General features: G+C 74.7%; 16 protein-coding genes. 11 read left to right on the forward strand and 5 right to left on the reverse strand.

All coding sequences use genetic code 11. The annotated features are described in order from the left end of the window. Positions 1-140: 140 nt before the first annotated feature. A complete protein-coding gene (gene leuA / locus K8Z61_RS02710) occupies positions 141-1814 on the forward strand; it encodes a 2-isopropylmalate synthase (RefSeq protein ID WP_224127593.1) in 1674 nt (557 codons plus the stop codon). A gap of 3 nt (positions 1815-1817) precedes the next feature. Here leuA and K8Z61_RS02715 read toward each other — a convergent pair whose 3' ends face one another. Continuing rightward, entirely contained in the window at positions 1818-4535 is a 2718-nt protein-coding gene (locus K8Z61_RS02715) for an ATP-binding protein (RefSeq protein WP_224126521.1), read from the reverse strand. A gap of 226 nt (positions 4536-4761) precedes the next feature. Here K8Z61_RS02715 and K8Z61_RS02720 point away from each other — a divergent pair, with 226 nt between their 5' ends. The 8 genes from K8Z61_RS02720 (at position 4762) to era (ending at position 12581) form a co-directional block, all read left to right on the forward strand. Further along, complete coding sequence (locus K8Z61_RS02720) at positions 4762-5751, forward strand: PhoH family protein (protein WP_224127594.1); 990 nt, start codon at positions 4762-4764, stop codon at positions 5749-5751. 44 nt (positions 5752-5795) lie between these two features. Continuing rightward, positions 5796-6245, forward strand: a complete 450-nt coding sequence (ybeY, locus tag K8Z61_RS02725) for an rRNA maturation RNase YbeY (RefSeq protein ID WP_224126522.1) — start codon at positions 5796-5798, stop codon at positions 6243-6245. Beyond that, complete coding sequence (locus tag K8Z61_RS02730; RefSeq protein ID WP_224126523.1) at positions 6242-7564, forward strand: hemolysin family protein; 1323 nt, start codon at positions 6242-6244, stop codon at positions 7562-7564. Before ybeY ends, K8Z61_RS02730 begins: the two co-directional genes overlap by 4 nt. Beyond that, on the forward strand, positions 7557-7925 hold the full coding sequence (locus K8Z61_RS02735; protein ID WP_224126524.1) for a cytidine deaminase: 369 nt from the start codon (positions 7557-7559) through the stop codon (positions 7923-7925). Before K8Z61_RS02730 ends, K8Z61_RS02735 begins: the two co-directional genes overlap by 8 nt. 96 nt (positions 7926-8021) lie before the next feature. Beyond that, positions 8022-9434: an FAD-binding oxidoreductase gene (locus K8Z61_RS02740; RefSeq protein ID WP_224126525.1), complete on the forward strand. Its 1413-nt coding sequence runs from the start codon at positions 8022-8024 to the stop codon at positions 9432-9434. Then, the gene (locus tag K8Z61_RS02745; RefSeq protein ID WP_224126526.1) at positions 9431-10765 is read left to right on the forward strand and encodes a cyclopropane-fatty-acyl-phospholipid synthase family protein; all 1335 of its coding nucleotides are present in this window, start codon (positions 9431-9433) and stop codon (positions 10763-10765) included. Before K8Z61_RS02740 ends, K8Z61_RS02745 begins: the two co-directional genes overlap by 4 nt. Positions 10766-10779: 14 nt before the next feature. Then, positions 10780-11616 (forward strand): siderophore-interacting protein, encoded by an 837-nt coding sequence (locus K8Z61_RS02750; RefSeq protein WP_224126527.1) that lies wholly within the window; start codon positions 10780-10782, stop codon positions 11614-11616. After that, positions 11613-12581, forward strand: coding sequence for a GTPase Era (gene era, locus K8Z61_RS02755; RefSeq protein WP_224126528.1), 969 nt, complete (start codon positions 11613-11615; stop codon positions 12579-12581). The genes K8Z61_RS02750 and era overlap by 4 nt, the downstream gene beginning before the upstream one ends. 22 nt (positions 12582-12603) lie before the next feature. Here era and K8Z61_RS02760 read toward each other — a convergent pair whose 3' ends face one another. The 4 genes from K8Z61_RS02760 to K8Z61_RS02775 form a co-directional block, all read right to left on the reverse strand. Further along, entirely contained in the window at positions 12604-13482 is an 879-nt protein-coding gene (locus tag K8Z61_RS02760; protein WP_224126529.1) for a septum formation family protein, read from the reverse strand. Between the two features lie 45 nt (positions 13483-13527). Beyond that, a complete protein-coding gene (locus K8Z61_RS02765) occupies positions 13528-14388 on the reverse strand; it encodes a septum formation family protein (RefSeq protein ID WP_224126530.1) in 861 nt (286 codons plus the stop codon). A 33-nt stretch (positions 14389-14421) separates the two neighbouring features. Further along, a complete protein-coding gene (locus K8Z61_RS02770; protein ID WP_224126531.1) occupies positions 14422-18783 on the reverse strand; it encodes a DUF11 domain-containing protein in 4362 nt (1453 codons plus the stop codon). Between the two features lie 97 nt (positions 18784-18880). Next, positions 18881-19399, reverse strand: coding sequence for a flavodoxin family protein (locus K8Z61_RS02775; RefSeq protein ID WP_224126532.1), 519 nt, complete (start codon positions 19397-19399; stop codon positions 18881-18883). Between the two features lie 35 nt (positions 19400-19434). Between K8Z61_RS02775 and K8Z61_RS02780 the strand changes: the two genes are divergently transcribed. Further along, positions 19435-21486, forward strand: coding sequence for an NAD(+) synthase (locus K8Z61_RS02780; RefSeq protein WP_224126533.1), 2052 nt, complete (start codon positions 19435-19437; stop codon positions 21484-21486). 189 nt (positions 21487-21675) lie between these two features. Beyond that, positions 21676-22275: a hypothetical protein gene (locus K8Z61_RS02785; RefSeq protein ID WP_224126534.1), complete on the forward strand. Its 600-nt coding sequence runs from the start codon at positions 21676-21678 to the stop codon at positions 22273-22275. Positions 22276-22394 lie beyond the last annotated feature (119 nt).

Consider the following 22394-nt stretch of genomic DNA (forward strand, 5'->3'; position numbering starts at 1 on the left):
TCGCTGCCGCAGCGAGGTCTGATCCGCCGACCTCCTCGCTGCGGAGTCGTCGTGCGCCGGCATCGCATCCACCCGCAGGAGAGAGTCCCGTGAGCAGCATCCGTTCCAACCCGGCCGACAACCCGCAGCAGCCCTCGGGCATGCCGTTCGGCCGCTACGAGCCCTTCATCCCGGTCGTGCTGTCCGACCGCACCTGGCCCGACCGCCGCATCACCGAGGCGCCGCGCTGGTGCGCGGTCGACCTGCGCGACGGCAACCAGGCGCTGATCGACCCCATGAGCCCGGCGCGCAAGCTGAAGATGTTCAAGCTCCTGGTCGCCATGGGCTACAAGGAGATCGAGGTCGGCTTCCCGAGCGCCAGCCAGACCGACTTCGACTTCGTGCGCCAGCTCATCGACGAGGGCCACATCCCCGACGACGTCGTCATCCAGGTGCTCACCCAGGCCCGCGAGGAGCTGATCGCCCGCACCTACGAGTCGCTGCGCGGGGCGAGGCAGGCGATCGTCCACCTCTACAACTCGACCTCGACGCTGCAGCGGCGGGTGGTCTTCGGCCTCGACGAGGACGGCATCGAGGACATCGCCGTCCAGGGCGCGCGGCTGTGCCGCAAGTACGAGGAGACCATCCCCGAGACCACCGTCTTCTACGAGTACAGCCCCGAGAGCTACACCGGCACGGAGCTGGAGTTCGCGGTGCGGGTCTGCAACGCGGTGCTCGAGGTCTTCGAGCCCACCGCCGAGCGTCCGGTCATCATCAACCTGCCCGCCACCGTCGAGATGGCCACCCCCAACGTGTACGCCGACTCCATCGAGTGGATGGACCGTCACCTGGCCCACCGCGAGCACGTGGTGCTCTCGCTGCACCCGCACAACGACCGCGGCACCGCCGTGGCCGCCGCCGAGCTGGGCTACCTGGCCGGCGGCGACCGCATCGAGGGCTGCCTGTTCGGCAACGGCGAGCGCACCGGCAACGTCTGCCTGGTGACGCTCGGCCTGAACCTCTTCACCCAGGGCATCGACCCGCAGATCGACTTCAGCGACATCGACGAGGTGCGGCGCACGGTCGAGTACTGCAACCAGCTGCCCGTCGCCGAGCGCCACCCCTACGGCGGCGACCTCGTCTACACGGCCTTCTCCGGCTCCCACCAGGACGCCATCAAGAAGGGCTTCGAGGCGCTCGAGCGCGACGCCGCGAACGCGGGCGTCCCGGTCGACCAGCACCGCTGGGAGGTGCCCTACCTGCCGATCGACCCGAAGGACGTCGGCCGCTCCTACGAGGCGGTCATCCGGGTCAACAGCCAGTCGGGCAAGGGCGGCGTCGCGTACGTGCTGAAGGCCGAGCACAAGCTCGACCTGCCCCGCCGCGCGCAGATCGAGTTCAGCCGGGTCATCCAGCAGCACACCGACGCCGAGGGCGGCGAGGTGACCCCGGAGCAGATCTGGGAGATCTTCCGCGCCGAGTACCTCGACCGCGAGGCCCCGCTGCGCCTCGACTCCGTGCACACCTCGGCCGCGGCGGGGGAGAAGGACGCCCTCACGGTCGGCCTGCACGTCGACGGGGAGCCCCGCACGTTGGAGAGCACCGGCAACGGCCCGATCGCGGCGTTCGTCAACGCGCTCAACACCCTCGAGCACGACCTCGACGTGCGGGTGCTCGACTACGCCGAGCACGCCCTCTCCGCCGGCGGCGACGCGTACGCGGCGGCCTACGTCGAGTGCTCGATCGGCGACCGCGTGCTGTGGGGGGTCGGCATCGACGCCAACATCGTCACCGCCTCGCTGAAGGCGGTCGTGAGCGCGGTCAACCGGGCCTGAGGCTCAGCGGCGCGCCAGGGGGAGCCGCACCGAGAAGGTGCTGCCCTCCTGGTGCGCCGAGCGCACCCGCACCGAGCCGCCGTGCGCCTCGACGATCGCCTGGACGATCGAGAGGCCCAGGCCCGTGCCCTGGATGGCCTGGCGCTGCGCGGTCGTGGAGCGGAAGAAGCGCTGGAACAGGCGGTCCTGCTCGTCGGCCGGGATGCCGATGCCGGTGTCGCGGACCGTCACCACGGCGTGGTCGTCGTCGACGCTGACGCTGGCGTGCACGAGCCCGTCGTCCTCGGTGAACTTCACCGCGTTCGACAGCAGGTTCAGCAGCACTCGCTCGAGCTGCGAGCCGTCGCCGTCGACGACCACCGGGGAGGCCGCCTCGACCTCGAAGTGCAGGCGGCGTCCGGCCACCAGGGGCCGCACGGCCTCGGCGGCCGAGCGCAGGACGGCCGCGAGGTCGACCTCCTCGGCGCGCCAGTCGATCGTGCCGGCGTCGAGGCCGCTGAGGGTGAGCAGGTCGTTGCACAGGTCGATCAGGCGGGTGCCGTTGCGCGCGATGATCCGCAGCAGCCGCTCCTGCTCCTCGTCGGGGTCGGTGACCGTGCCGTCGAGCAGCATCTCCGTGTAGCCCAGGATGCTGGTGACCGGCGTGCGCAGCTCGTGGGAGACGGTCGAGACGAACTCGTTCTTCGCGTCGTCCAGCGCGGAGAGCCGCTCCACGGCGGTGCGCTCGCGCTCGAGGGCCGCGAGCAGCGCCTGCTGGCTGCGTCGCTGCTCGGTGACGTCGCGGGCCACGCACAGCAGCGAGCCGGACCCGGGGCCGGAGCCGGGGTCGATCAACGACAGCGACATCGACACCTCGCGCCGCGAGCCGTCGCGCGCCACCCACGTCCAGTCCTGGGCGGGCAGCTCCTGGCCGTCGGCGGTGACGGCCGCCAGGAAGGTCACCGCCTCGCGCAGGTCGGCGGCGCCCGTGCGCTCGAGCAGCTGCGCGGGGTCGAAGAGCTCGGCGAAGGGCCGGCCGATGCGATCGCGTCCCTCCATGCCCAGCAGCCGCTGGGCGCCGGGGTTGAACACGGTGATCAGCCCGGCGCCGTCGATGCCGACCAGCGCGGTGGTCAGCGGCGCCTGCAGCAGGTGGGTGACCAGCTCGGACGCGGCGCGCTCGGAGGTGATGTCGATGCCGGTCATCACCGCGTACGCAGGCAGCCCGTGCTCGTCGCGCACCAGGTTGCTGGTCCATACCAGACGGTGGCGGTCGCCCGAGCGGGTGACGACGTCGGACTCCCGCACCACCGGCGTGCCGTCGCGGTTGGGCCACAGGAAGAGCGCCTCCAGGTCGGAGGCGTCCTCGGGCGCGAGGGTCGTGCGCCACAGGGGCACGCCGACGAGGTCCTCCGCGGCGTAGCCGGTGAGCGCGGTGGTCGCGGCGTTGACCCGCACGATCCGGCCGTCGAGGTCGGTGACGAGGATGACGCAGGCGGTGGTGTCGAGCGTCGCGCTGGTGAGCTTCTCGGCGTCCTCGAGCCGTCGACGCGCCTCGCTCTCGGCGGTGGTGTCGAGCAGCTGCGCGGCGTAGAGGTCGGGCTCCTGCGGCCCCGAGATGCGGGTGACGGTGATCTCGACGCGCCGCTCGGGCCGGGCCGCGACGCCCGCCCGGAGTCGCAGCCCCTCGGGCCGCATCATCTCCCCGCGCAGCGCCGGGCCCAGCGCCGTCGCGATGCGCCGACCCTCGAGGTGCTGGTCGAGGCGGGTCGCGACGAGCTGCTCGCGGGCGCGACCGAGCAGCCGGACGGCCGCCTCGTTGAGGTCGGAGACGACGAGCGCGCCGTGCTCCGGGTGCAGCAGCAGCTGGCCGACGGCCGACTGCTCGAAGCTGCGGCGGTAGCGCCGCTCCTCGGCCCGCACCCGCCGCAGCAGCCGGGCGCGCTGCTGGGTGGCCAGGGTGAGGGTCAGGCAGAGCAGCGACTGCACCAGCACGGTGGCCTGGGCGAGCACCTCGTGCTGCACCACGCTCAGGCCCTCGCCGACGGTGTGGGCGAAGGGGCCCGCGCCGTGCCGGGTGGCGACCGCGACCGCGACCGCCATGATGCCGAGCTCCGCGGCCACGACGTGCACGCCCATGCGCACCGTGGCCCACCCGACCGCGATGAGCGGCAGGAAGCCGAGCGGCAGGTGCTGCGAGGGATGCAGCAGGATCGCGAGCATCGCGCCGAGGGCGACCACCTGCAGCGCGAGCTCCTCGCCGCTGGCCGCCACCTCCTGCCGGCGGCGCGCCAGCACCGGGGTCACCGCGAGCAGCAGGGCCACGGCGTGGGCGCTGCCGAGCGAGGCCAGGCTCCACCCGTCGTCCGGACGGTCGACGACGGCGACGACGAGGGCCGCCACGAGGCCGGCGACCGCGGCCGCGAGCGCGGGTCGGACGAGGTGCTCGGGGGCGGAGACCAGGGGGCCTCGGGCGCGGCCCCGCTCCTCCTGCAGGCGACGCGGCCCGACGAGCACCGCCACCAGGGCCGCCGCCCCGAGCGGGGTCGCGAGCGCCAGGCCGGGCGCGAGCGCCACGGGTCGGACCACGGCGTCGGCCAGCAGCGTGGCGAGCATGCCGAGCACGAGCAGGGTGCGGACGCCGCCGAGGTCGCCGAGCGGACGCCGGGGCGGCGCGACGGGCCGCGTCGCGACCCCGCGTCCCCCCGACCGCGCCTCCGCGCGGGCACTCCTCGCCTCCACGCATCGCATTCTCGCCGGTCGGTGGGCGGCGGCGCGGCCCAAACCCCCCAGGAGGCCTCCCGGGCGAGTCGTAGCATGGACGCCGTCCGCCCTCGTCGAAGGAGAGGCGCCCGTCCGGGCATCCATGACTGACTCCCGCACCGACCCGCACGCCACCGCCGCCGGCGGCGTCCCCACGCCCCACCAGACCACCCGTCACACCGTCACGGTGCCGACCAGCATCGACATGGTGAGCCTCCTCGGGCCGGGCGACGAGTACCTCGGCATCATCGAGGGCGCCTTCGACGCCGAGATCCACGTGCGCGGCAACCGCATCACGCTGCGGGGCGAGCCGGGTGAGATCGCGCTGGCCGAGCGGCTCCTCGACGAGCTCGTCACCATCCTGCGCACCGGCCAGGGCCTCACCAACGAGACCGTCGAGCGCGTGCACTCGATGCTGCGGGCCGAGACCAACGAGCGCCCGGCCGACGTGCTGAGCCTCAACATCCTGAGCAACCGCGGTCGCTCGATCCGGCCCAAGACGCTCAACCAGAAGCGCTACGTCGAGGCGATCGACCAGAACACCATCACCTTCGGCATCGGGCCCGCGGGCACCGGCAAGACCTACCTGGCGATGGCCAAGGCGGTGCAGGCGCTGCAGTCGAAGCAGGTCAGCCGGATCATCCTCACCCGTCCGGCGGTCGAGGCCGGCGAGCGCCTCGGCTTCCTGCCCGGCACCCTCAGCGAGAAGATCGACCCCTACCTGCGGCCGCTGTACGACGCGCTGCACGACATGGTCGACCCCGAGACGATCCCCAAGCTGCTCGCGGCGGGCACCGTCGAGGTGGCGCCGCTGGCCTACATGCGCGGGCGCACGCTCAACGACTCCTTCATCATCCTCGACGAGGCGCAGAACACCACGCCGGAGCAGATGAAGATGTTCCTGACCCGCCTCGGCTTCAACTCAAAGATCGTCGTCACCGGCGACGTCACCCAGGTCGACCTGCCCGGCGGGCAGAAGTCCGGCCTGCGGGTGATCGAGGGGATCCTCGAGGACATCGAGGACATCTCGTTCAACCGCCTCACCGCGGGCGACGTCGTCCGGCATCGGCTGGTCGGACGCATCGTCGCCGCCTACGACGAGTTCGACGCCCGGCAGCCGCAGGTCGGCGCCGCCCCGTCGGGCGGGGCGGGTGCGGGGGGCCAGGCCGGACGCCCCGGCCGTCCCGCGCGATGAGCGGAGTCGCCGCCGGGCCCGCCGACCCCTACGGTGGTGCCGACATGACGATCGAGATCCTCAACGAGTCCGGCGCCGACCTCGACGAGCGCTCCCTGCAGCAGCTCGCCCGGTTCGTCATGGACCGCATGCACGTGCACCCGCAGGCCGAGCTGTGCATCAAGGCCGTCGACGAGGCGACCATCGCCGAGCTCAACGAGCGCTGGATGGAGAAGGAGGGCCCCACCGACGTGCTGGCCTTCCCGATGGACGAGCTGCGGCCGGGCCTGGTCGACGAGGAGCCCGAGGAGGGCGTGCTCGGCGACCTCGTGCTGTGCCCCGACGTCGCCCGACGCCAGGGCGAGACCGCGGGCCACGGCTTCGTCGCCGAGGTCGAGCTGCTCACCGTGCACGGCATCCTGCACCTCCTCGGCTACGACCACGCCGAGCCGGAGGAGCACCGGGAGATGTTCGGGCTCCAGGACCAGCTCCTGGCGGCCTGGCGCCAGCGGTGACGATCTCGCCCGGTGACGCCGGGCTGGTCGTCGTCGCGGCCGTGCTGGTCGTGCTGGCCGGCGTGCTCTCGGCGGCCGAGGCCGCGCTGGGCGCGTTCTCCAAGGCCCGGGCCGTCGAGCTGCGGGCGGAGGGGCGCTCGGGCACCGTGCGGCTGCTGCGGTTCCTCGACGACCCCGTGCCGCACCTGAACACCGCGCTGTTCCTGCGCCTGGCCTGCGAGGTCGGCGCGATCGTGCTCGTCGCCCAGCAGGTCGACGCCGCTTACGGCGACGCCTCGCCGTGGTGGGTCGCGGCCCTGACCTCGATCGCGATCATGCTCGTGGTCTCCTTCACCGTCATCGGCGTCGGCCCGCGCACGCTCGGCCGGCAGAACTCCGAGACCGTCGGGCTGCTGGCCGCCGGTCCGCTGATGGCGCTCACCGGCGTCCTCGGCCCGCTGCCGCGGCTGCTCATCGTGCTCGGCAACGCGCTGACGCCCGGGCGCGGCTTCCGCGAGGGCCCGTTCGCGACCGAGACCGAGCTGCGCGAGCTCGTCGACCTCGCCGAGGCCAGCGCGGTGATCGAGTCGGAGGAGCGGCGGATGATCCACTCCGTCTTCGAGCTCGGCGACACCACCGCCCGCGAGGTGATGGTGCCGCGCGGCGACGTCGTCTTCGTCGACCGCTACAAGAACCTGCGCCAGACCACGTCGCTCTTCCTGCGCTCGGGCTTCTCCCGGCTGCCGGTCGTCGGCGACGGCCTCGACGAGGTGGTCGGCATCGCCTACCTCAAGGACCTCGTGCGCCGCGACTTCGAGGCGCCGGACGCCGAGCTGGTGCAGCGGGTCGAGGAGGTCATGCGCCCGGCCTACTGGGTGCCCGAGTCGAAGCCGGTCGACGCGCTGCTCAAGGAGATGCAGGCGCGTCGCCAGCACCTGGCGATCGTGGTCGACGAGTACGGCGGCACCGCCGGGCTGATCACGATCGAGGACGTGCTGGAGGAGATCGTCGGCGAGATCACCGACGAGTACGACGCCGAGGCGGTCGAGGTCGTCGAGCTCGGCGACGGGCTCTTCCGGGTGCCCTCCCGCTACCCGGTCGACGACCTCGAGGAGCTCGTCGGCTTCGACGTGGAGGAGGAGGACGTCGACTCCGTCGGCGGCCTGATGGCCAAGCACCTCGGCCTCGTCCCGATCGCCGGCTCGAGCGTCGAGGCCCACGGGCTGCGGTTCACCGCCGAGGCCGTCGCGGGCCGGCGCAACAAGATCAGCACGGTGCTCATCGCGCCGCTCGCCCCGGCGTCCGACGCCGACGACCCCGAGGAGGACCCCGATGCCTGACGCCACCCCCGCGCCCGAGCTCGCCGCGGAGGACCGCAAGCTGCTCACCCTGGCCCGGGCCACCCGCGCCCGCACCGGCGCGGCCGAGGGCGCCGCGGTGCGCGACGCCGACGGCCGCACCTACGCCGCGGCCACCGTCGCCCTGCCGTCGCTGCAGGTCTCGGCCCTCGGGGTGTGCGTGGCGATGGCGGTGGCCTCGGGCGCGCGCGGTCTGGAGGCGGCCGTCGTGCTCACCGCGGCCGACGGCCTGGCCGACGCCGACCGGGCGGCGCTGCGCGACCTCGGCGGCGCCGACGGCGCCCCGATCGTCGTCCACGTCGCCGACGAGCGCGGAGCGGTGCGGGGCTCCACCACCGCCTGACCGCCGCCCGACCACCGCCTGACCCTCACCCGCACGGGCATCCGGGGGCCGGAGGGCGACGGGCGGCGCCCGTCGGGAGTAGCGTCGCGGACCGTGATGAGGAGCGGTCTCAGGCGGCCGACCGGCCCGGGTTGGGCGACCCACGAGCAGGCGGTCGCGCGGCTGCAGGCGTCGTACGCGGCGCTGGAGCCGACGGCGCCGGTGCGCCTGGCCAAGCGCACGTCCAACCTCTTCCGGCCACGCCACGCCACGCAGGCGCCGGGCCTGGACGTCACGGGCCTCGACGACGTCATCGAGATCGACCCGCGGCGGCGCACCGCCCAGGTGCAGGGCATGTGCACCTACGAGCGCCTGGTCGAGCGGACGCTCGTCCACGGTCTGATCCCGGCGGTCGTGCCCCAGCTGCGCACGATCACCCTCGGCGGCGCGGTGAGCGGCCTGGGCATCGAGTCGACCAGCTTCCGGCTGGGCCTGCCGCACGAGTCGGTGCTCGAGATGGACGTCTTCACCGGAGCCGGCGAGGTCGTCACCTGCCGACCGGGCGACGAGCTGTTCGACGCCTTCCCCAACTCCTACGGCAGCCTCGGCTACGCCACCCGGCTGGAGATCCGGCTCGAGCCGGTGCCGGCCTACGCGGCGCTGCGCCACGTCCGGTTCGACGACGCCGCGGCGCTGACCGCGGCGGTGGCCCGGATCGTCGCCGACCGGTCCTGGGCCGGCGTGCGGGTCGACGGCCTCGACGGCGTCGCGTTCGCCCCCGACGAGCTCTACCTGACCCTGGCGACCTGGAGCGACGTCCCGCGCCTGGTCGACGGCACGTCCGCCGCGCCGTCCGACTACGCCGGGCAGGAGATCTTCTACCGCAGCATCACCGAGCGTCCCGCCGACCTGCTGACCCTCGAGGACTACCTCTGGCGCTGGGACGCCGACTGGTTCTGGTGCTCCGGCGCGTTCGGGGTGCAGCACCCCGTGGTGCGCCGCCTGTGGCCCCGCCGGTGGCGCCGCTCGGACGTCTACCACCGGCTCGTCGGCCTCGACGAGCGGTTCGGCGTCGTCGAGCGGCTCGACCGGCGCGCCGGTCGTCCGCGCCGCGAGCGGGTGGTGCAGGACGTCGAGGTGCCACTGGAGCGGCTGCCCGACTTCCTCGCGTGGTTCGACCGCGAGGTCGGCATGCGCCCGGTGTGGCTGTGCCCGCTGGTCTCCCTCGGCACCCGCGACGGCGCCCGCTGGCCGATCTACCCGCTCGAGCCCGGCGACGTGTACGTCAACGTCGGGTTCTGGGGCACCGTCGCCGTCGGGCCGGACGCGCCCGAGGGGCCCGTCAACCGGGCGATCGAGGCCGAGGTGCACCGCCTCGGCGGCCACAAGTCCCTCTACTCCGAGGCGTTCTACGACCGCGCGACCTTCGACGCGCTCTACGCCGGGCCGCACCTGGCCCGGGTGAAGTCCACCTACGACCCCCACGGTCGACTGACCACTCTCTACGACAAGGCGGTGAGACGCAGATGACCCTCCTGACCCGCACCTCCGCGCCCCCCACGCCCGCCGGCATCGGCGACGCGGTGGCGTCCCTCCTGCGCGAGGGCATGCCCCTGCGCTTCGAGGCCTACGACGGCTCCTCGGCCGGCCCGGTCGACGCCGACATCACCCTGCGGCTCACCTCGCCGCGGGGCCTGGCCTACCTGCTGACCGCGCCGGGCGACCTCGGCATGGCCCGCGCGTACGTCTCCGGCGACCTCGACACCGAGGGCGTGCACCCGGGCGACCCGTACGAGGCGATGCTGCTGCTGCAGAGCAACCTGCGGTTCCGGGTGCCGCGGCTCGCGGAGGCTCCGGGCCTGCTCTCGACGCTGGCCCGCGGCGTCCTGCCCGGGCTCCTGCGCGAGGGCGGGCTCTCGCAGTCGCTCCTGCCGACGCCCCCGCCCCAGGAGCACCTGCCGCGCTGGCGCCGCACCCTGGAAGGGCTGCGGCACTCCCAGGCGCGCGACGCCGAGGCGATCCACCACCACTACGACGTCTCCAACGCCTTCTACGAGCTCGTGCTCGGCCCCTCGATGGCCTACACCTGTGCGGTCTTCCCCGACGAGGACGCCTCGCTCGAGGAGGCGCAGGCCGAGAAGTTCGACCTCGTGTGCCGCAAGCTCGACCTCCAGCCGGGCCAGCGGCTGCTCGACGTCGGCTGCGGCTGGGGCGGCATGGTCCGCCACGCGGCCGAGCACTACGGCGTGCGGGCGCTGGGCGTCACGCTCAGCCGTGAGCAGGCGTCCTGGGCCCAGGCCGCGGTGGAGCGGGAGGGCCTCGGCGACCGCGTCGAGATCCGGCACAGCGACTACCGCGACGTCGCCGAGACCGGCTTCGACGCGATCAGCTCGATCGGGCTGACCGAGCACATCGGCGTCGCCCAGTACCCGGCCTACTTCGCCTGGCTGCACGACCACCTGCGCCCGCAGGGCCGGCTGCTCAACCACTGCATCACCCGGGCGCACAACCGGCCCGAGGCCACCGGCCAGTTCATCGACCGCTACGTCTTCCCCGACGGCGAGCTCACCGGCTCGGGCACCGTCATCACCGCCGCGCAGGACGCCGGCCTCGAGGTGATGCACGAGGAGAACCTGCGCCGCCACTACGCCCTGACGCTGCAGCAGTGGTCGGCGAACCTGGTGGCCAACTGGGACGCCGCGGTCGCCGAGGTCGGGGAGGGCACCGCCCGCGTGTGGGGGCTGTACATGGCCGGCAGCCGGATCGCCTTCGAGCGCAACGAGATCCAGCTGCACCAGGTGCTGGCCGCGCGCACCGACGACGCCGGCGTCGACGGATTCCCCCTGCGCCCCTCGTGGTGACTACGCTCCGCTGAGTGAGCACCCGGGCCCGGACCTTCGAGGCGCAGGTGCTGCGTCGCGAGCGGCTCTCGCCGCACCTGCTGCGGCTGGTGCTGGGCGGGCCCGGGCTCGCCGCCGAGGGCGGCCTGGTCTCCACCGGCGTCGCCGACGAGTGGCTCGGCCTGGTGGTGCCGGGGCAGTTCCAGAGCCGGTACTACACGGTGCGGCGCCTCGTCCCGACGGCCGACGGCTGCGAGCTCACCCTCGACGTCGTCGTGCACGACGTCGGGCTCGTCACCGAGTGGGCGCAGCGCGGCCTCCCGGGCGACGACGCGGTGATCGGCGAGACCGTCGTCGTCACCGAGCCCAAGGGCTCCTTCGCCCCGCCGGCCGACGCCGCCTGGCTGGTGCTGGTCGGCGATCTCACCGCGCTGCCCGCGATGGCGCGGATCGTCGAGGAGCACGGCGCCCGCCTGCCGGTGCAGGTGTGGGCGGAGGTGCCGGAGATCCCCGAGGGCTACCTGCCCGAGCCCCGCGAGGGCCTCGAGATCACCTGGCTGCCGCAGCCGGGCGACGGCGCCAGCCGGCTCGCCGAGGTGGTCGAGGCTCTGACCCTGCCGGAGGGCCCGGGCTACTTCTGGATGGCGGGGGAGTCCGCCCAGATGCGAGCGGTGCGCAAGCACCTGATGCGCACGCTCCGGCTGCCGGCCGAGGCGTTCGACGTCATGGGCTACTGGCGCGGCACGGCCGGGCGGCAGCCCCGGGCGGTCGACCCCGCGCCGATCTGGCGCGCGGGCAAGGCGGCCGGCAAGTCCGACGAGGAGATCTGGGCCGACTACGACCGCGCCCGCGAGGAGGCGGAGGCCCCGTGACCGACCAGACCGACCAGACCGACCGGACCGAGCCGACCCGGACGTCCGGCGAGGGCTTCCGCAGCGGCTTCGCCTGCTTCGTCGGCCGCCCCAACGCGGGCAAGTCGACGCTCACCAACGCGCTGGTCGGCACCAAGGTGGCGATCACCAGCGACAAGCCCCAGACCACGCGCACCGTGGTGCGGGGCATCGTCCACCGTCCCGACGCCCAGCTGATCCTGGTCGACACGCCGGGCCTGCACCGCCCCCGCACGCTGCTCGGCGAGCGCCTCAACGACCTGGTGAAGACCACGTGGGCCGAGGTCGACGTCGTCGCAGTCTGCTTCCCGAGCGACGAGCGGATCGGCCCCGGCGACCGCTTCCTGGTCACCGAGCTGGCCAAGGTGCGCCGCACGATCAAGATCGCCGTGGCCACCAAGACCGACCTCGTCGGCCCCGAGCGGATCGGCCAGCACCTGCTCGACATCGCCCGGCTCGGCGAGGAGACCGGCACCGACTGGGCCGAGATCGTGCCGGTGAGCTCGGTGGGCGGCGACCAGATCGACCTGCTCGCCGACCTCCTCGTCGCGCGCCTGCCCGACGGACCGCCGCTCTACCCCGACGGCGAGCTCACCGACAGCCCGGAGGAGACGATCGCCGCGGAGCTGATCCGCGAGGCCGCCCTCGACGGCGTGCGCGACGAGCTGCCGCACTCGATCGCCGTCGTGGTCGAGGAGATGGGGCTGCGGGCCGACCGCCCCGCCGATCGGCCCCTGCTCGACATCCACGCCAACCTCTTCGTCGAGCGCGACTCCCAGAAGGGGATCGTCATCGGCCACCGCGGCAGCCGGCTCAAGGAGGTCGGTCGCGTCGCACGCACCCAGATCGAGGCGATCCTGGGCACCCCGGTCTACCTCGACCTGCGGGTCAAGGTGGCCAAGGACTGGCAGCGCGACCCGCGCCAGCTGCGTCGCCTGGGCTTCTGACCCGGCCAGCGCAGGCGTCGGCTCAGGCCGGCACCCAGCACAGCCCGACCCGCTGGCCGGCGTCCCACTGCGCCTTCGTGGGCCACTCGTAGCCCCACTGGAACCGCAGGCTCGAGCCGGCGCGCCGCTGGCCGACGGCCTTGCAGCGCTGCTGGCCGGCGGCCTTCGCCGCGGCCTCGCCGGGGTAGGAGCCTCCGCCCGGCAGCCCGACCACCTCGACGGCCTGCCAGGAGTGCCGCTCCGCGCACGCCACCCGCTCGAACCCGCTCGTGCCGGGCTCGGCGGTGCCGCACATGGCGTAGCGACTGCGGACGGCGTCGCGCTCGAGCGCGCCCCGCAGCCCGCCCTGCAGCGCCAGCAGCCGCTTGTCGCCGGCCAGGGCGATCAGGTCGCAGCGGTACCAGTCGGTGCCGGCGGCGACCTGCGCGGCGGTGGGCAGGAAGCCCACGGCGTGCAGCATCGAGAGCTCGCGCGCCTCCCGGTCGCCGCCGAGGTAGCGGACCTGGGCCCGGCGGCACGCCTCGGCGATCGGCTGCTGCACCGCGGCGGCCGTGAGGTCGGCGTCGCTCGTGGCGTCGCGGGCCGCGCGGGGGAGCCGGCCGACGGCGATCGTCACCGCGGTGTGCCGCTTCTCGCAGGACACCGTGCGGGTCGCGTCGCTGACGGCGATGGCGCGTCGGTAGGTGAGCAGCCGGCACGCCGAGACGGCCGGGCGCGGGGCAGGACGGGCCGTCGGCGAGGCCGAGGCCGAGGGCGCGGCCGAGCCGGTCGCCGCGCCGGACGAGGGGCCGGCGCTCGCCGGGGGCGCCGCGTCGGGGGTGCCGCCGCTGCAGCCGCTGAGGACGAGCGCCAGCAGGCAGACGAGCAGCAGCGGGACGGCGGGGCGGGCGGGGCGGGTCACGGGCATCGCTCCAGGGCGGGTCGGGTGCGGGTCGGGTGCTGCGGATCAGCGGCTGGTGCGGGCCCAGCACACCGAGCGCCGGTTGCCCCGGCTCCACTCGGCGGCCCCGAACCAGGTGTAGCCGTAGTCGTAGGACGCCGGGTACCGCAGCCAGGCGGCCACGGAGTCGGCGCAGAACTGGCGGGTGCGGCGCTCGACCGCGTCGTCGCCGGGGTAGGCGGTGCGGGCCTCGCCGAGCCGGATCGTGGTGACGGCGCGCCAGTCGTGCGGCTGCGCGCACGAGACCCGGCGTCCCTGCTGCACCGAGGCGCCGCGGGCGCAGGCCATCCAGCGGTCGGCGGGGAGGCCGGCCAGGAGGCCGCGGGTGCGGCCGGGCAGGGTCGCCAGCCGGGAGCTGGTGGGGCCACCGCCGACGAGGTCGCAGCGGTACCAGCGGGCGCCGTCGTCCCAGGCCCGGCGGGAGGGCCCGAACCACGCCCAGCCGAGCACGGTGCGCAGGGCGGTCGACTCGCCCGCGCCGAGGTGGTCGGCGAACCGGGCGGCGCAGGTGCGAGCCGTCCAGGCCACCAGCGCGTCGCCGTCCGGGCCGTCGCCGGCGACGTCGTCCGGCACCCGGCCCACCACGAGGGTCTGCGCAGTGTGCTCCTCGGTGCACGCGACCGTGCGGGTGGCGTTGACCGTGCGCGTGAGGTCGTCCGGCACCAGTCGACGGCAGGCGTCGTCGGCGGGCGGGGCGACGGCGTCGACCTGTGCGGGATCGGGGTCGCTGCCCTGGCCGGGGTCGTTGCTGCAGGCGCCGAGCAGGAGCCCGAGCGCGGCGACGACCACGAGCAGCGCCACGTGCCGCGGGGCCGTGGAGCCGCGGTGGGGTCGGGCGTCGCCGCCGTCCCGTCCGCTGCGCTCCACGGCCCCGAGGGTAGCCGGGCCGCTGAGCCCGGCTCAGGTCAGCCGCACGGTCCGTCGCTGGTGGCCGCCGTCGGGCAGCGTCAGCTCGACGGTCACCCGCCGGATCGACGCGTCGCGCACCGCGGCCCGCGCGACGTCGCGCACCTGGAGGCTGACGTCGCGGGCCCCGGCGGCGAACCGCACGCGGCGGTCGGCCAGCACGGTGCCGCGTCGGACGCCGGAGCCGGCGTCCGCGGCGAGCACCCGCAGGCGCACGGTGCCGGTGCGGGCGCTGGTGACGTGCACCCGCAGCGCGTCGCCGCGGGCGGTGCCCGCCACGACCCGGCCGCAGCCGCCTCCGCCGCCCCAGCTCCCGCCGGTGCCGCCGGTGCCGCCGCCCCAGCCGCCCGTGCCCGTGCCGGCGCCGTCGTCGACGACGGTGGTGGCGCTGGCCTGGTCGTCCGCGGTGGTGGCGTCCGGCGTGGTGGTGCTGACGATCGCGGTGTTCACCAGCGTCGTGGAGCGGTAGCCGGCCCCGGTGCGCAGGTCGAGGCAGCGCAGCGCGATCTGCGCGTCCAGGTACGACCAGGTCGGGTTGGCGAAGGTGAACACCCGGACGTCGTCGCGCGGGTCGTCGCCGAGGAACACCAGCCCGCTGTTCGAGGTCCACGAGGCCAGCACGCCGGTCGACCCGGTCGGGCAGGTCAGCGCGGCCGACGACGTGCGGCCGGGGGCGACGCGGAACGTGCCGCCGACGGTGCGCGTGCGCAGGGCGTGGGCGTGCCCGTCGCGGGCGTCGACCGTGGTGCCGAGGCAGCGCACGGTGAGGCTGGCGGTGAAGCTCGCCGTGCCGGAGGGCACGTCAGAGCCGAAGCCCCAGTCGCTGGTGCCGGGCTGGCTGGTGCGCATCTTGCCGGGGCCGCCGGTCAGCGACCAGCCCGGCGCGATCGGCAGGCGGCCGGTCGGGCAGTCGAGGCCGGACGTGCGCGTCCCGGCGGACCAGGCGACGCTCGACTTGGCGACCGACGAGGCGGGCAGCGTGTGCGGCCGGGCCTCGCGGGTGCTGGTGCTGCCGGTGAGGCAGACCGCGACCACGGCGCCCTGCAGCGAGACCCGGTTCGGGTTGCGGATGCGTCCGGACCAGCCGGTGCCGTCGCTGGTCGGGGTGCTGACCAGGACGCCGGCGTCGGCCAGGCTGCCGTAGCGGGTGTCGATCGAGTCCAGCCGCACCGAGCCGTCGACGACCGTCGAGCCGGCGGGGCAGGTGGCGGTGGCCTGGCCGATGGTGCCGGCGGGCACGCTCACCTTGGTCTCCACGTCGCTGGTCACCAGCGCGTGGGAGGCGGCGTCGGTGGCCGAGAGGGCGTCGACGGTGGCCTTGACCACCACGACCCGCTTCGCACCGACCGCCAGCGTGCCCTGGGGGCAGCTGATCGTCGTGGCCGTGCGGGTGCAGGCGCTGGGCGCGCCGGCCGCGCTGGTCACCGAGGTGACCGTGACGCCGGCGGGCAGGCGATCGCTGAGCATGACGTTCTCCGCGGCCGCGGGTCCGGCGTTGGCGGCGACGAGCGTCCAGGTGAGGGTGTCGCCGCTGCGCGCGGTGGGCTTGTCGACGGTCTTGGTGACCGACAGGCCCGCGAGCCTCGGCGCCGCGACCGCGGTGATCGGGGTCGAGGTCGACGCCGTGTTGTTCGACAGGTCGGCGTCGGGCTCGCTGGTGCCCACCGTGGCGGTGGAGTCGACGGTGCCGGGCGCGCTGGCCGAGGCGGCCAGGGTGCCGACCACCCGGATCGTCGGCACCGTGGCGCCGGCGGCGACCGTGCCGAGGACGCAGGTGACGCGGGTGGCGTCGGTGGCCCCGTCGAGGGTGCAGCGGGAGTCGAGCGAGGACGCCGCGACGGAGACGCCGGTGGGCAGGCTGAAGCGGAGCACCGAGTCGGCCGCCGGCGATCCGCCGAGGTTGCGGGCGTCGAGGAGCCACGCGTAGGTGGTGCCGGCGGTCAGGCTGGCGGGCGCGCCCTCGACCCGGTCGGTCACGGCGAGGTCGACCGGACGCACGGTCACGGTGGCCTTCGCGGCGTTGCCGATCAGGTCGGGGTCGGGCTGCCGGGCGGTGACGACCGCGGTGTTGGTCTGCGTGCTGCCGGCCGTGCCCAGCGCGGCCCGCGCGGTCACCCGCAGGGTCGCGGACCGGCCGACGGCCAGCGTCCCGACCTCGCAGCTGACCTGGCTGCCGGTGGCGTCGGCGCTGCAGGCGGCGTCGGCGCTCACGAACGTCAGGCCGGCGGGCAGGGTGTCGACGACCGTCGAGCCGCTGGAGGTCGAGGGACCCTGGTTGCGCACGGTCAGGGCGAAGTCGGTGGTGCCGCCCACGGGGACGACGGTCGGGGACGCGGTCTTGGCGAGCACCAGGTCGGTGATCGCGACCGTGGGGGCGGAGTCGGTGCTGGAGTTGTCGTCCGGCACGCCGTCGCCGCCGCCGACCACGGTGCCGGTGTTGGCCACCGCGTCGGGCGCGGCGTCGGCCACCCGGGCGGTCACGAGCACCGGCGGGTAGGTGCCGCCGGGCTCCAGCCGGTCGGAGGTGGTGCACACGACGGTCGGACGACCGGAGTCGACGACCGGCGCGCAGTCCCAGCCGATGCCGGAGGCGTCCTGGTAGGTCAGGCCATCGGGCAGCGGGTCGCTGAGCGTGACGACGCCCTGCGTGCCGGCGTGGCCGACGTTGCGCACGGCCAGGCGGTAGGTCACCGGCGCGCCGCGGACGATGGACCCGGTGTGGGTCTTGGCCAGCCGCAGGTCGGCGGTCGCGACGACGGTGTCGACGCTGCTCACGACGGTGAACGGCGTGCCGAGGGTCGAGGAGACGAACGACGCGGTGGCGCGGTCGGTGAGCGTGGTGCCGTCGGCCAGGGCCGGCTCGGGGCCGTTGACGGTGACGTCGAAGACGAGCGTGTAGTCGTCGCCGGGGGCCAGCCGCCCGCCGACCGAGGCGTCGGCGCCCGCGCCGAGGCGCGCGACGATCCGGTTGTCGACGGCGTCGTACTCGGCGGCGTCGTCGCCGGAGGGGTCGGTGGCCGGCGCGGCGGCCGTGCCGATCGGCGCCACCTGGAGGCTGCCGGGCACGTAGGTGGTGTCGGTGGGCACCGGGTCGCGCACCACGAGCTGGTCGGCGGCGTCCTCGCCGGTGTTGACGCCGTGCACCGTGTAGCGCAGCCGGTCTCCCTGCTCGACGACCCCGCCGTTCAGGTCCTGCACCGTCACGTCCTGCGTGACGGCGGGGGAGTAGAGCTCGGTGGCGAAGGTGACGACGCCCGGCGCGTAGACGTCGCCGGCCGTGGAGAGCCGGATGGTCGCGCTGGTGTCGCCGTTGCCGATGTAGGTGTTGCCGACGCTCACCTGCGCGTGCTCGTAGCCCAGGCCGTTGGGGTAGGCGGGGTCGGAGCCGCCGACCAGCGCGCCGTCACGGCTGGAGCGGGAGTCGAAGAAGTTGGTCGAGGGGTGCTGGGCGTCGGCGAGGGTGAGGCCGTTGAGCGTCGCGGCGTCGCCGACCAGGCCGAGGTCGCCCTCGTAGGTGACGAACCCGACCGTGCTGCGCACCGGGCCGGACGAGGGCGTCTGGAAGCCGTCGACGGTGATCTGGCCGGGGTTGGTGCCGTCGATCGAGGTGAGGCCGTCGAAGACCGTGAGGTTGCGGGCCGGCTGCGCGGGGTCGTGGTAGGCGACGACCAGCGACCAGCCGCCCAGGCGGTCGTTGCCGGTCGCGGCCTGCACGTTGGCCACGGTGTACGCGCCGGCGCCGGCGTCCTGCACCTGCTGGGTCACGTCGGCGAAGCCCTGGTAGATGACCAGGCCGTCGTCGAGGCTCGAGGCCTTGACGCTGCGGTAGCCGCCCTCGCCGGGGGCGTCCAGCAGCACGGTGCCGCGGGCCTCGCGGTCGGGTGCCGGCAGCCCGTTGGCGCCGGCCTCCACCTCGCCGCCCCAGTAGAGGCCGGCGAAGAGCACCTGGGCGCCGTCGGGCAGGTCGAGCGTGGCGGTGCTGGAGTCGAAGGTGTCGGGGTCGGAGTCGACGTCGACGTAGGTCATCGGGAAGGCGTTGTTGTTGACGCCGTTGCTCTGGGTGGTGCGCGGGCCGGCGTTGCGCGCCGTGAGGCAGCCGGGCGAGGAGTCGGGGCAGGTCATGACCGTGGTGCCGACGATCGTGAGGTCGCCGGTGTCGTTGACGCTGAACCGCTGCGTGAAGCCGCGGTCCGCGGCGTGCGCGGCGGGCGTCGGCAGCGCCAGGAAGACCGCGCCGGTGCCAGCCACGAGGGCCAGCGCCGTCGTCAGGCTCAGCGCGCCGGTGCGGGCGCGGGCGACGATCCTGCGGGATCGGGCGGCGAGGCGGGCGGCGGGACGGCGGGCCGAGACGGTCATGCCCGACGGGATCGGCGGGCCGACGGCCCGACCGAGACGTCGTTACCGGATCGTTACCATTCTGTGGGGGTCGACCGGTTGTCGTGTGGGCGAGGGATCAGTCGAGCAGGAGCGCCGCGAGGGTCGCGCCGAGCTCGCCGACGGCCCCGAGCGCGGCGTCGTCGACGTCGCCGAGCAGCTCGACGGGCGCGGCGGCGGCGACCCAGCCGAGCGCTCCCGCGATCGACGTCACCGCCCGCACCGCGCCCGTCACGTCGTGCCGGCCGTGCACCCACAGCCCGTACGGACGCCGCGCGGCGCGCCCGCCGACCGGCTGGCCGTCCGGTCCCAGCGCGCCGCCGACCTCGAGGAACACGGTGTCGAAGAAGTGCTTCATCGCGCCGGCCATGTAGCCGAGGTTCGCCGGGCAGCCGAGCAGCACCGCGTCGGCGTCGAGCACGTCGGCCGGCTGCGCCTCCAGCGCCGGCCGCTCCACCACCTCGAGCGCCGCGCCCCGCGCCTGCGCGTCGGCGAGCGCGTCGACGAGGTCGGGGTGCCGCGTGCCGGCGAGCGCGGCGTCGGCCAGGGCGCGGGTGCCGCGCGTGGGGGCGTGGTGGACGACGAGCAGCCGGGGCACGCGCCGCAGGCTAGCGGCGTCCCTAGACTCGCGACGTGGACTTCCTCTCGGCCTACGCGCAGGGCTTCGCCCGGGTCGCGGCCTGCACGGTGCCCGTCGCGATCGCCGACCCGGCCCGCAACGCCCGCACCGTGCTCGAGGAGGTGCGCGCCTGCCACGACGACGCGGTCGCCGTGGCCGTCTTCCCCGAGCTGTGCCTCTCGGGCTACGCGCTCGACGACCTGCTGCTGCAGGACGTCCTCCTCGACGCCGTCGTCGCGGCGCTCGGCACGCTGCTCGAGGGCACCCGCGAGCTGCTCCCGGTGGTCGTCGTCGGCGCGCCCCTGCGCCTGGGCACCCGAGTGCTCAACTGCGCGGTCGTCCTGCACCGCGGCCGGGTGCTCGGCCTCGCGCCGAAGTCGAGCCTGCCGACGTACCGCGAGTTCTACGAGCGCCGCCACTTCGCGCCCGGCGACGACCGCCGCGGCTCGGTGGTGACGATCCCCGGGCTCGGCGCCGCGGGCGTCGACCTGCCCTGCGGCCCCGACCTGGTCTTCGCCGCCGCCGACCTGCCCGACCTGCGGCTGCACGTCGAGGTCTGCGAGGACATGTGGGTGCCCATCCCGCCGTCGGCCGAAGCCGCCCTGGCCGGCGCCACGGTGCTCGCGAACCTCTCCGGCAGCCCGATCACCGTCGCGCGCGCCGAGGACCGTCGGCTCCTCGTCCGCAGCGCCAGCGCCCGCTGCAGCGCCGCCTACGTCTACGCCGCGGCCGGCGAGGGCGAGTCGAGCACCGACCTGTCGTGGGACGGGCAGACGCTCGTCTACGAGTGCGGCGACCTGCTGGCCGAGGGCGAGCGGTTCCCCAGCGGCGCGCGACGGATCGTGGCCGACGTCGACCTCGTGCGCATCCGCCAGGAGCGCATGCGTCAGGGCACCTTCGACGACAACCGGCGCACCCACGCCGCGCGGGTCGACGCGATCCGCACGGTCCCGTTCACGCTCGCCCCGCCGGCGGGCGACGTCGGCCTGCGGCGCACGGTGCGCCGCTTCCCCTTCGTGCCCGACGACGCCTCCCGGCTGGCGCTCGACTGCTACGAGGCCTACAGCATCCAGGTCGCCGGCCTCGAGCAGCGGCTGCGCGCGATCGGGACGCCGAAGGCGGTCATCGGCGTCAGCGGCGGCCTCGACTCCACCCACGCGCTGCTCGTCGCGGTGCGCGCGATGGACCGGCTGGGCCGCCCGCGCAGCGACGTCCACGCCTTCACCATGCCGGGCTTCGCGACCACCGAGACCACCCGCTCCTACGCCGAGCGGCTCGCCACGAGCCTCGGCGTCACCTTCGAGCAGGTCGACATCCGTCCGGCGGCCGAGCAGATGCTCGCCGACCTCGGCCACCCCTACGCCGCCGGTGCCGACGACTACGACGTCACCTTCGAGAACGTCCAGGCCGGCCTGCGCTACGACTACCTCTTCCGGCTCGCGAACCACCGAGGCGGCATCGTCGTGGGCACCGGCGACCTCTCCGAGCTCGCGCTCGGCTGGTGCACCTACGGGGTGGGCGACCAGATGTCGCACTACAACGTCAACGCCGGCGTGCCGAAGACGCTGATCCAGCACCTCATCCGCTGGGTCGCCGACAGCGGCGAGGTCGACGCCGCGACGTCCGGGCTGCTGCACGAGATCCTGGCGCTGGAGATCACCCCCGAGCTCGTGCCGACCCGCGAGGGCGAGCGACCCCAGGCCACCGAGGACGCCGTCGGGCCGTATGCCCTGCAGGACTTCACGCTCTTCCACGTGCTGCGCCACGGCATGGCGCCGAGTCGCATCGCGTTCCTGGCCTCGCACGCCTGGCGCGACGCCGAGGCCGGCTCGTGGCCGCCCGGACTGCCCGACGACCGGCGCGTCGCCTACGACCTGCCGACGATCGTCCGCTGGCTCGAGGTGTTCTGCCGGCGCTTCTTCGCCAGCCAGTTCAAGCGCTCGGCGCTGCCGAACGGCCCGAAGGTCAGCGCCGGCGGGACGATGTCGCCGCGCGGCGACTGGCGGATGCCCTCGGACGCCTCGGCGTCGGCCTGGCTGGCCGACCTGGAGCGCGTCCCCCGCTGATCGGGCAGGTCCCTCGGCGGTGTCCTGAGATCTCCTGAGGACTCCTCGCCCGCGGTCGCAACCGGATCGCGATCGCCCGCGTCCACGGTGGCGAACCCGCTGAACGCGGTCAGCGCGGACGCCGACGTGGCGCCGCGCCCCACCCTGGGTCCCCACGAGGGGCCCGCCACCCCAGAAGGAATCCCCAGCATGTCGCTGCTCGGCTCTCGGGGCCCGGCTCTCGCCGGCGCCGTCCTCGCCCTCTCCGCCGTCGTCGCCCCCCTCGCCGCCACCACGGCGCCCGCCACCGCGGCCGCGGCTCCGCTCACGAAGGTCACGCTGAAGGTCTCGAACTGCGAGGGCTGCTCGTTCGCCCCGACCTCGGCCGTCGAGGGCGCGTCGGTGTTCCAGACGTGGAGCGCGGAGCCCCGCACCGTCCAGGACGGCACCGTCACCTTCACCGTGCCGACCTGGCGCACCCGCGGTCTCGTCTTCGCGGTCGACGCCCCGTGGGCCGGTCGATACGGCGCCCAGCCGCTCGTCACGATGCACGAGAGCGGCGCGAAGGTCGGCTCGGCGGTCACCGCCACCCAGGCCGCGACGGCGAAGGCGGGCCACGTCTGCTTCGCCGGCACCGCGTCGCGCAGCATCACCCTCGCGGTGAAGGTCGGCCGGGTGACCCTGAAGGACGAGCGCGGCCGTGCGTCGGTGCAGCCCCGGGCCTTCGCCGCGGTCACCCAGCCCTACCTCGGTGACTCCCGCCGCACCGACGGCGGCGTCGTCTTCACCCAGGAGACCGTGTTCTGCTGATCGGCCGGGCCGCACGGCCCGCGCCGGCGAACCACCGCACCAGCGCCGCGAGGGCGCGTCGACCTCCCGGGAGTCGACGCGCCCTCGTCGCGCGTCCGGGTGTCCGGCGTCACATCCCG

Origin of the sequence: Nocardioides sp. TRM66260-LWL, assembly GCF_020075545.1 — a bacterium.
GTDB lineage: Bacteria > Actinomycetota > Actinomycetes > Propionibacteriales > Nocardioidaceae > Nocardioides.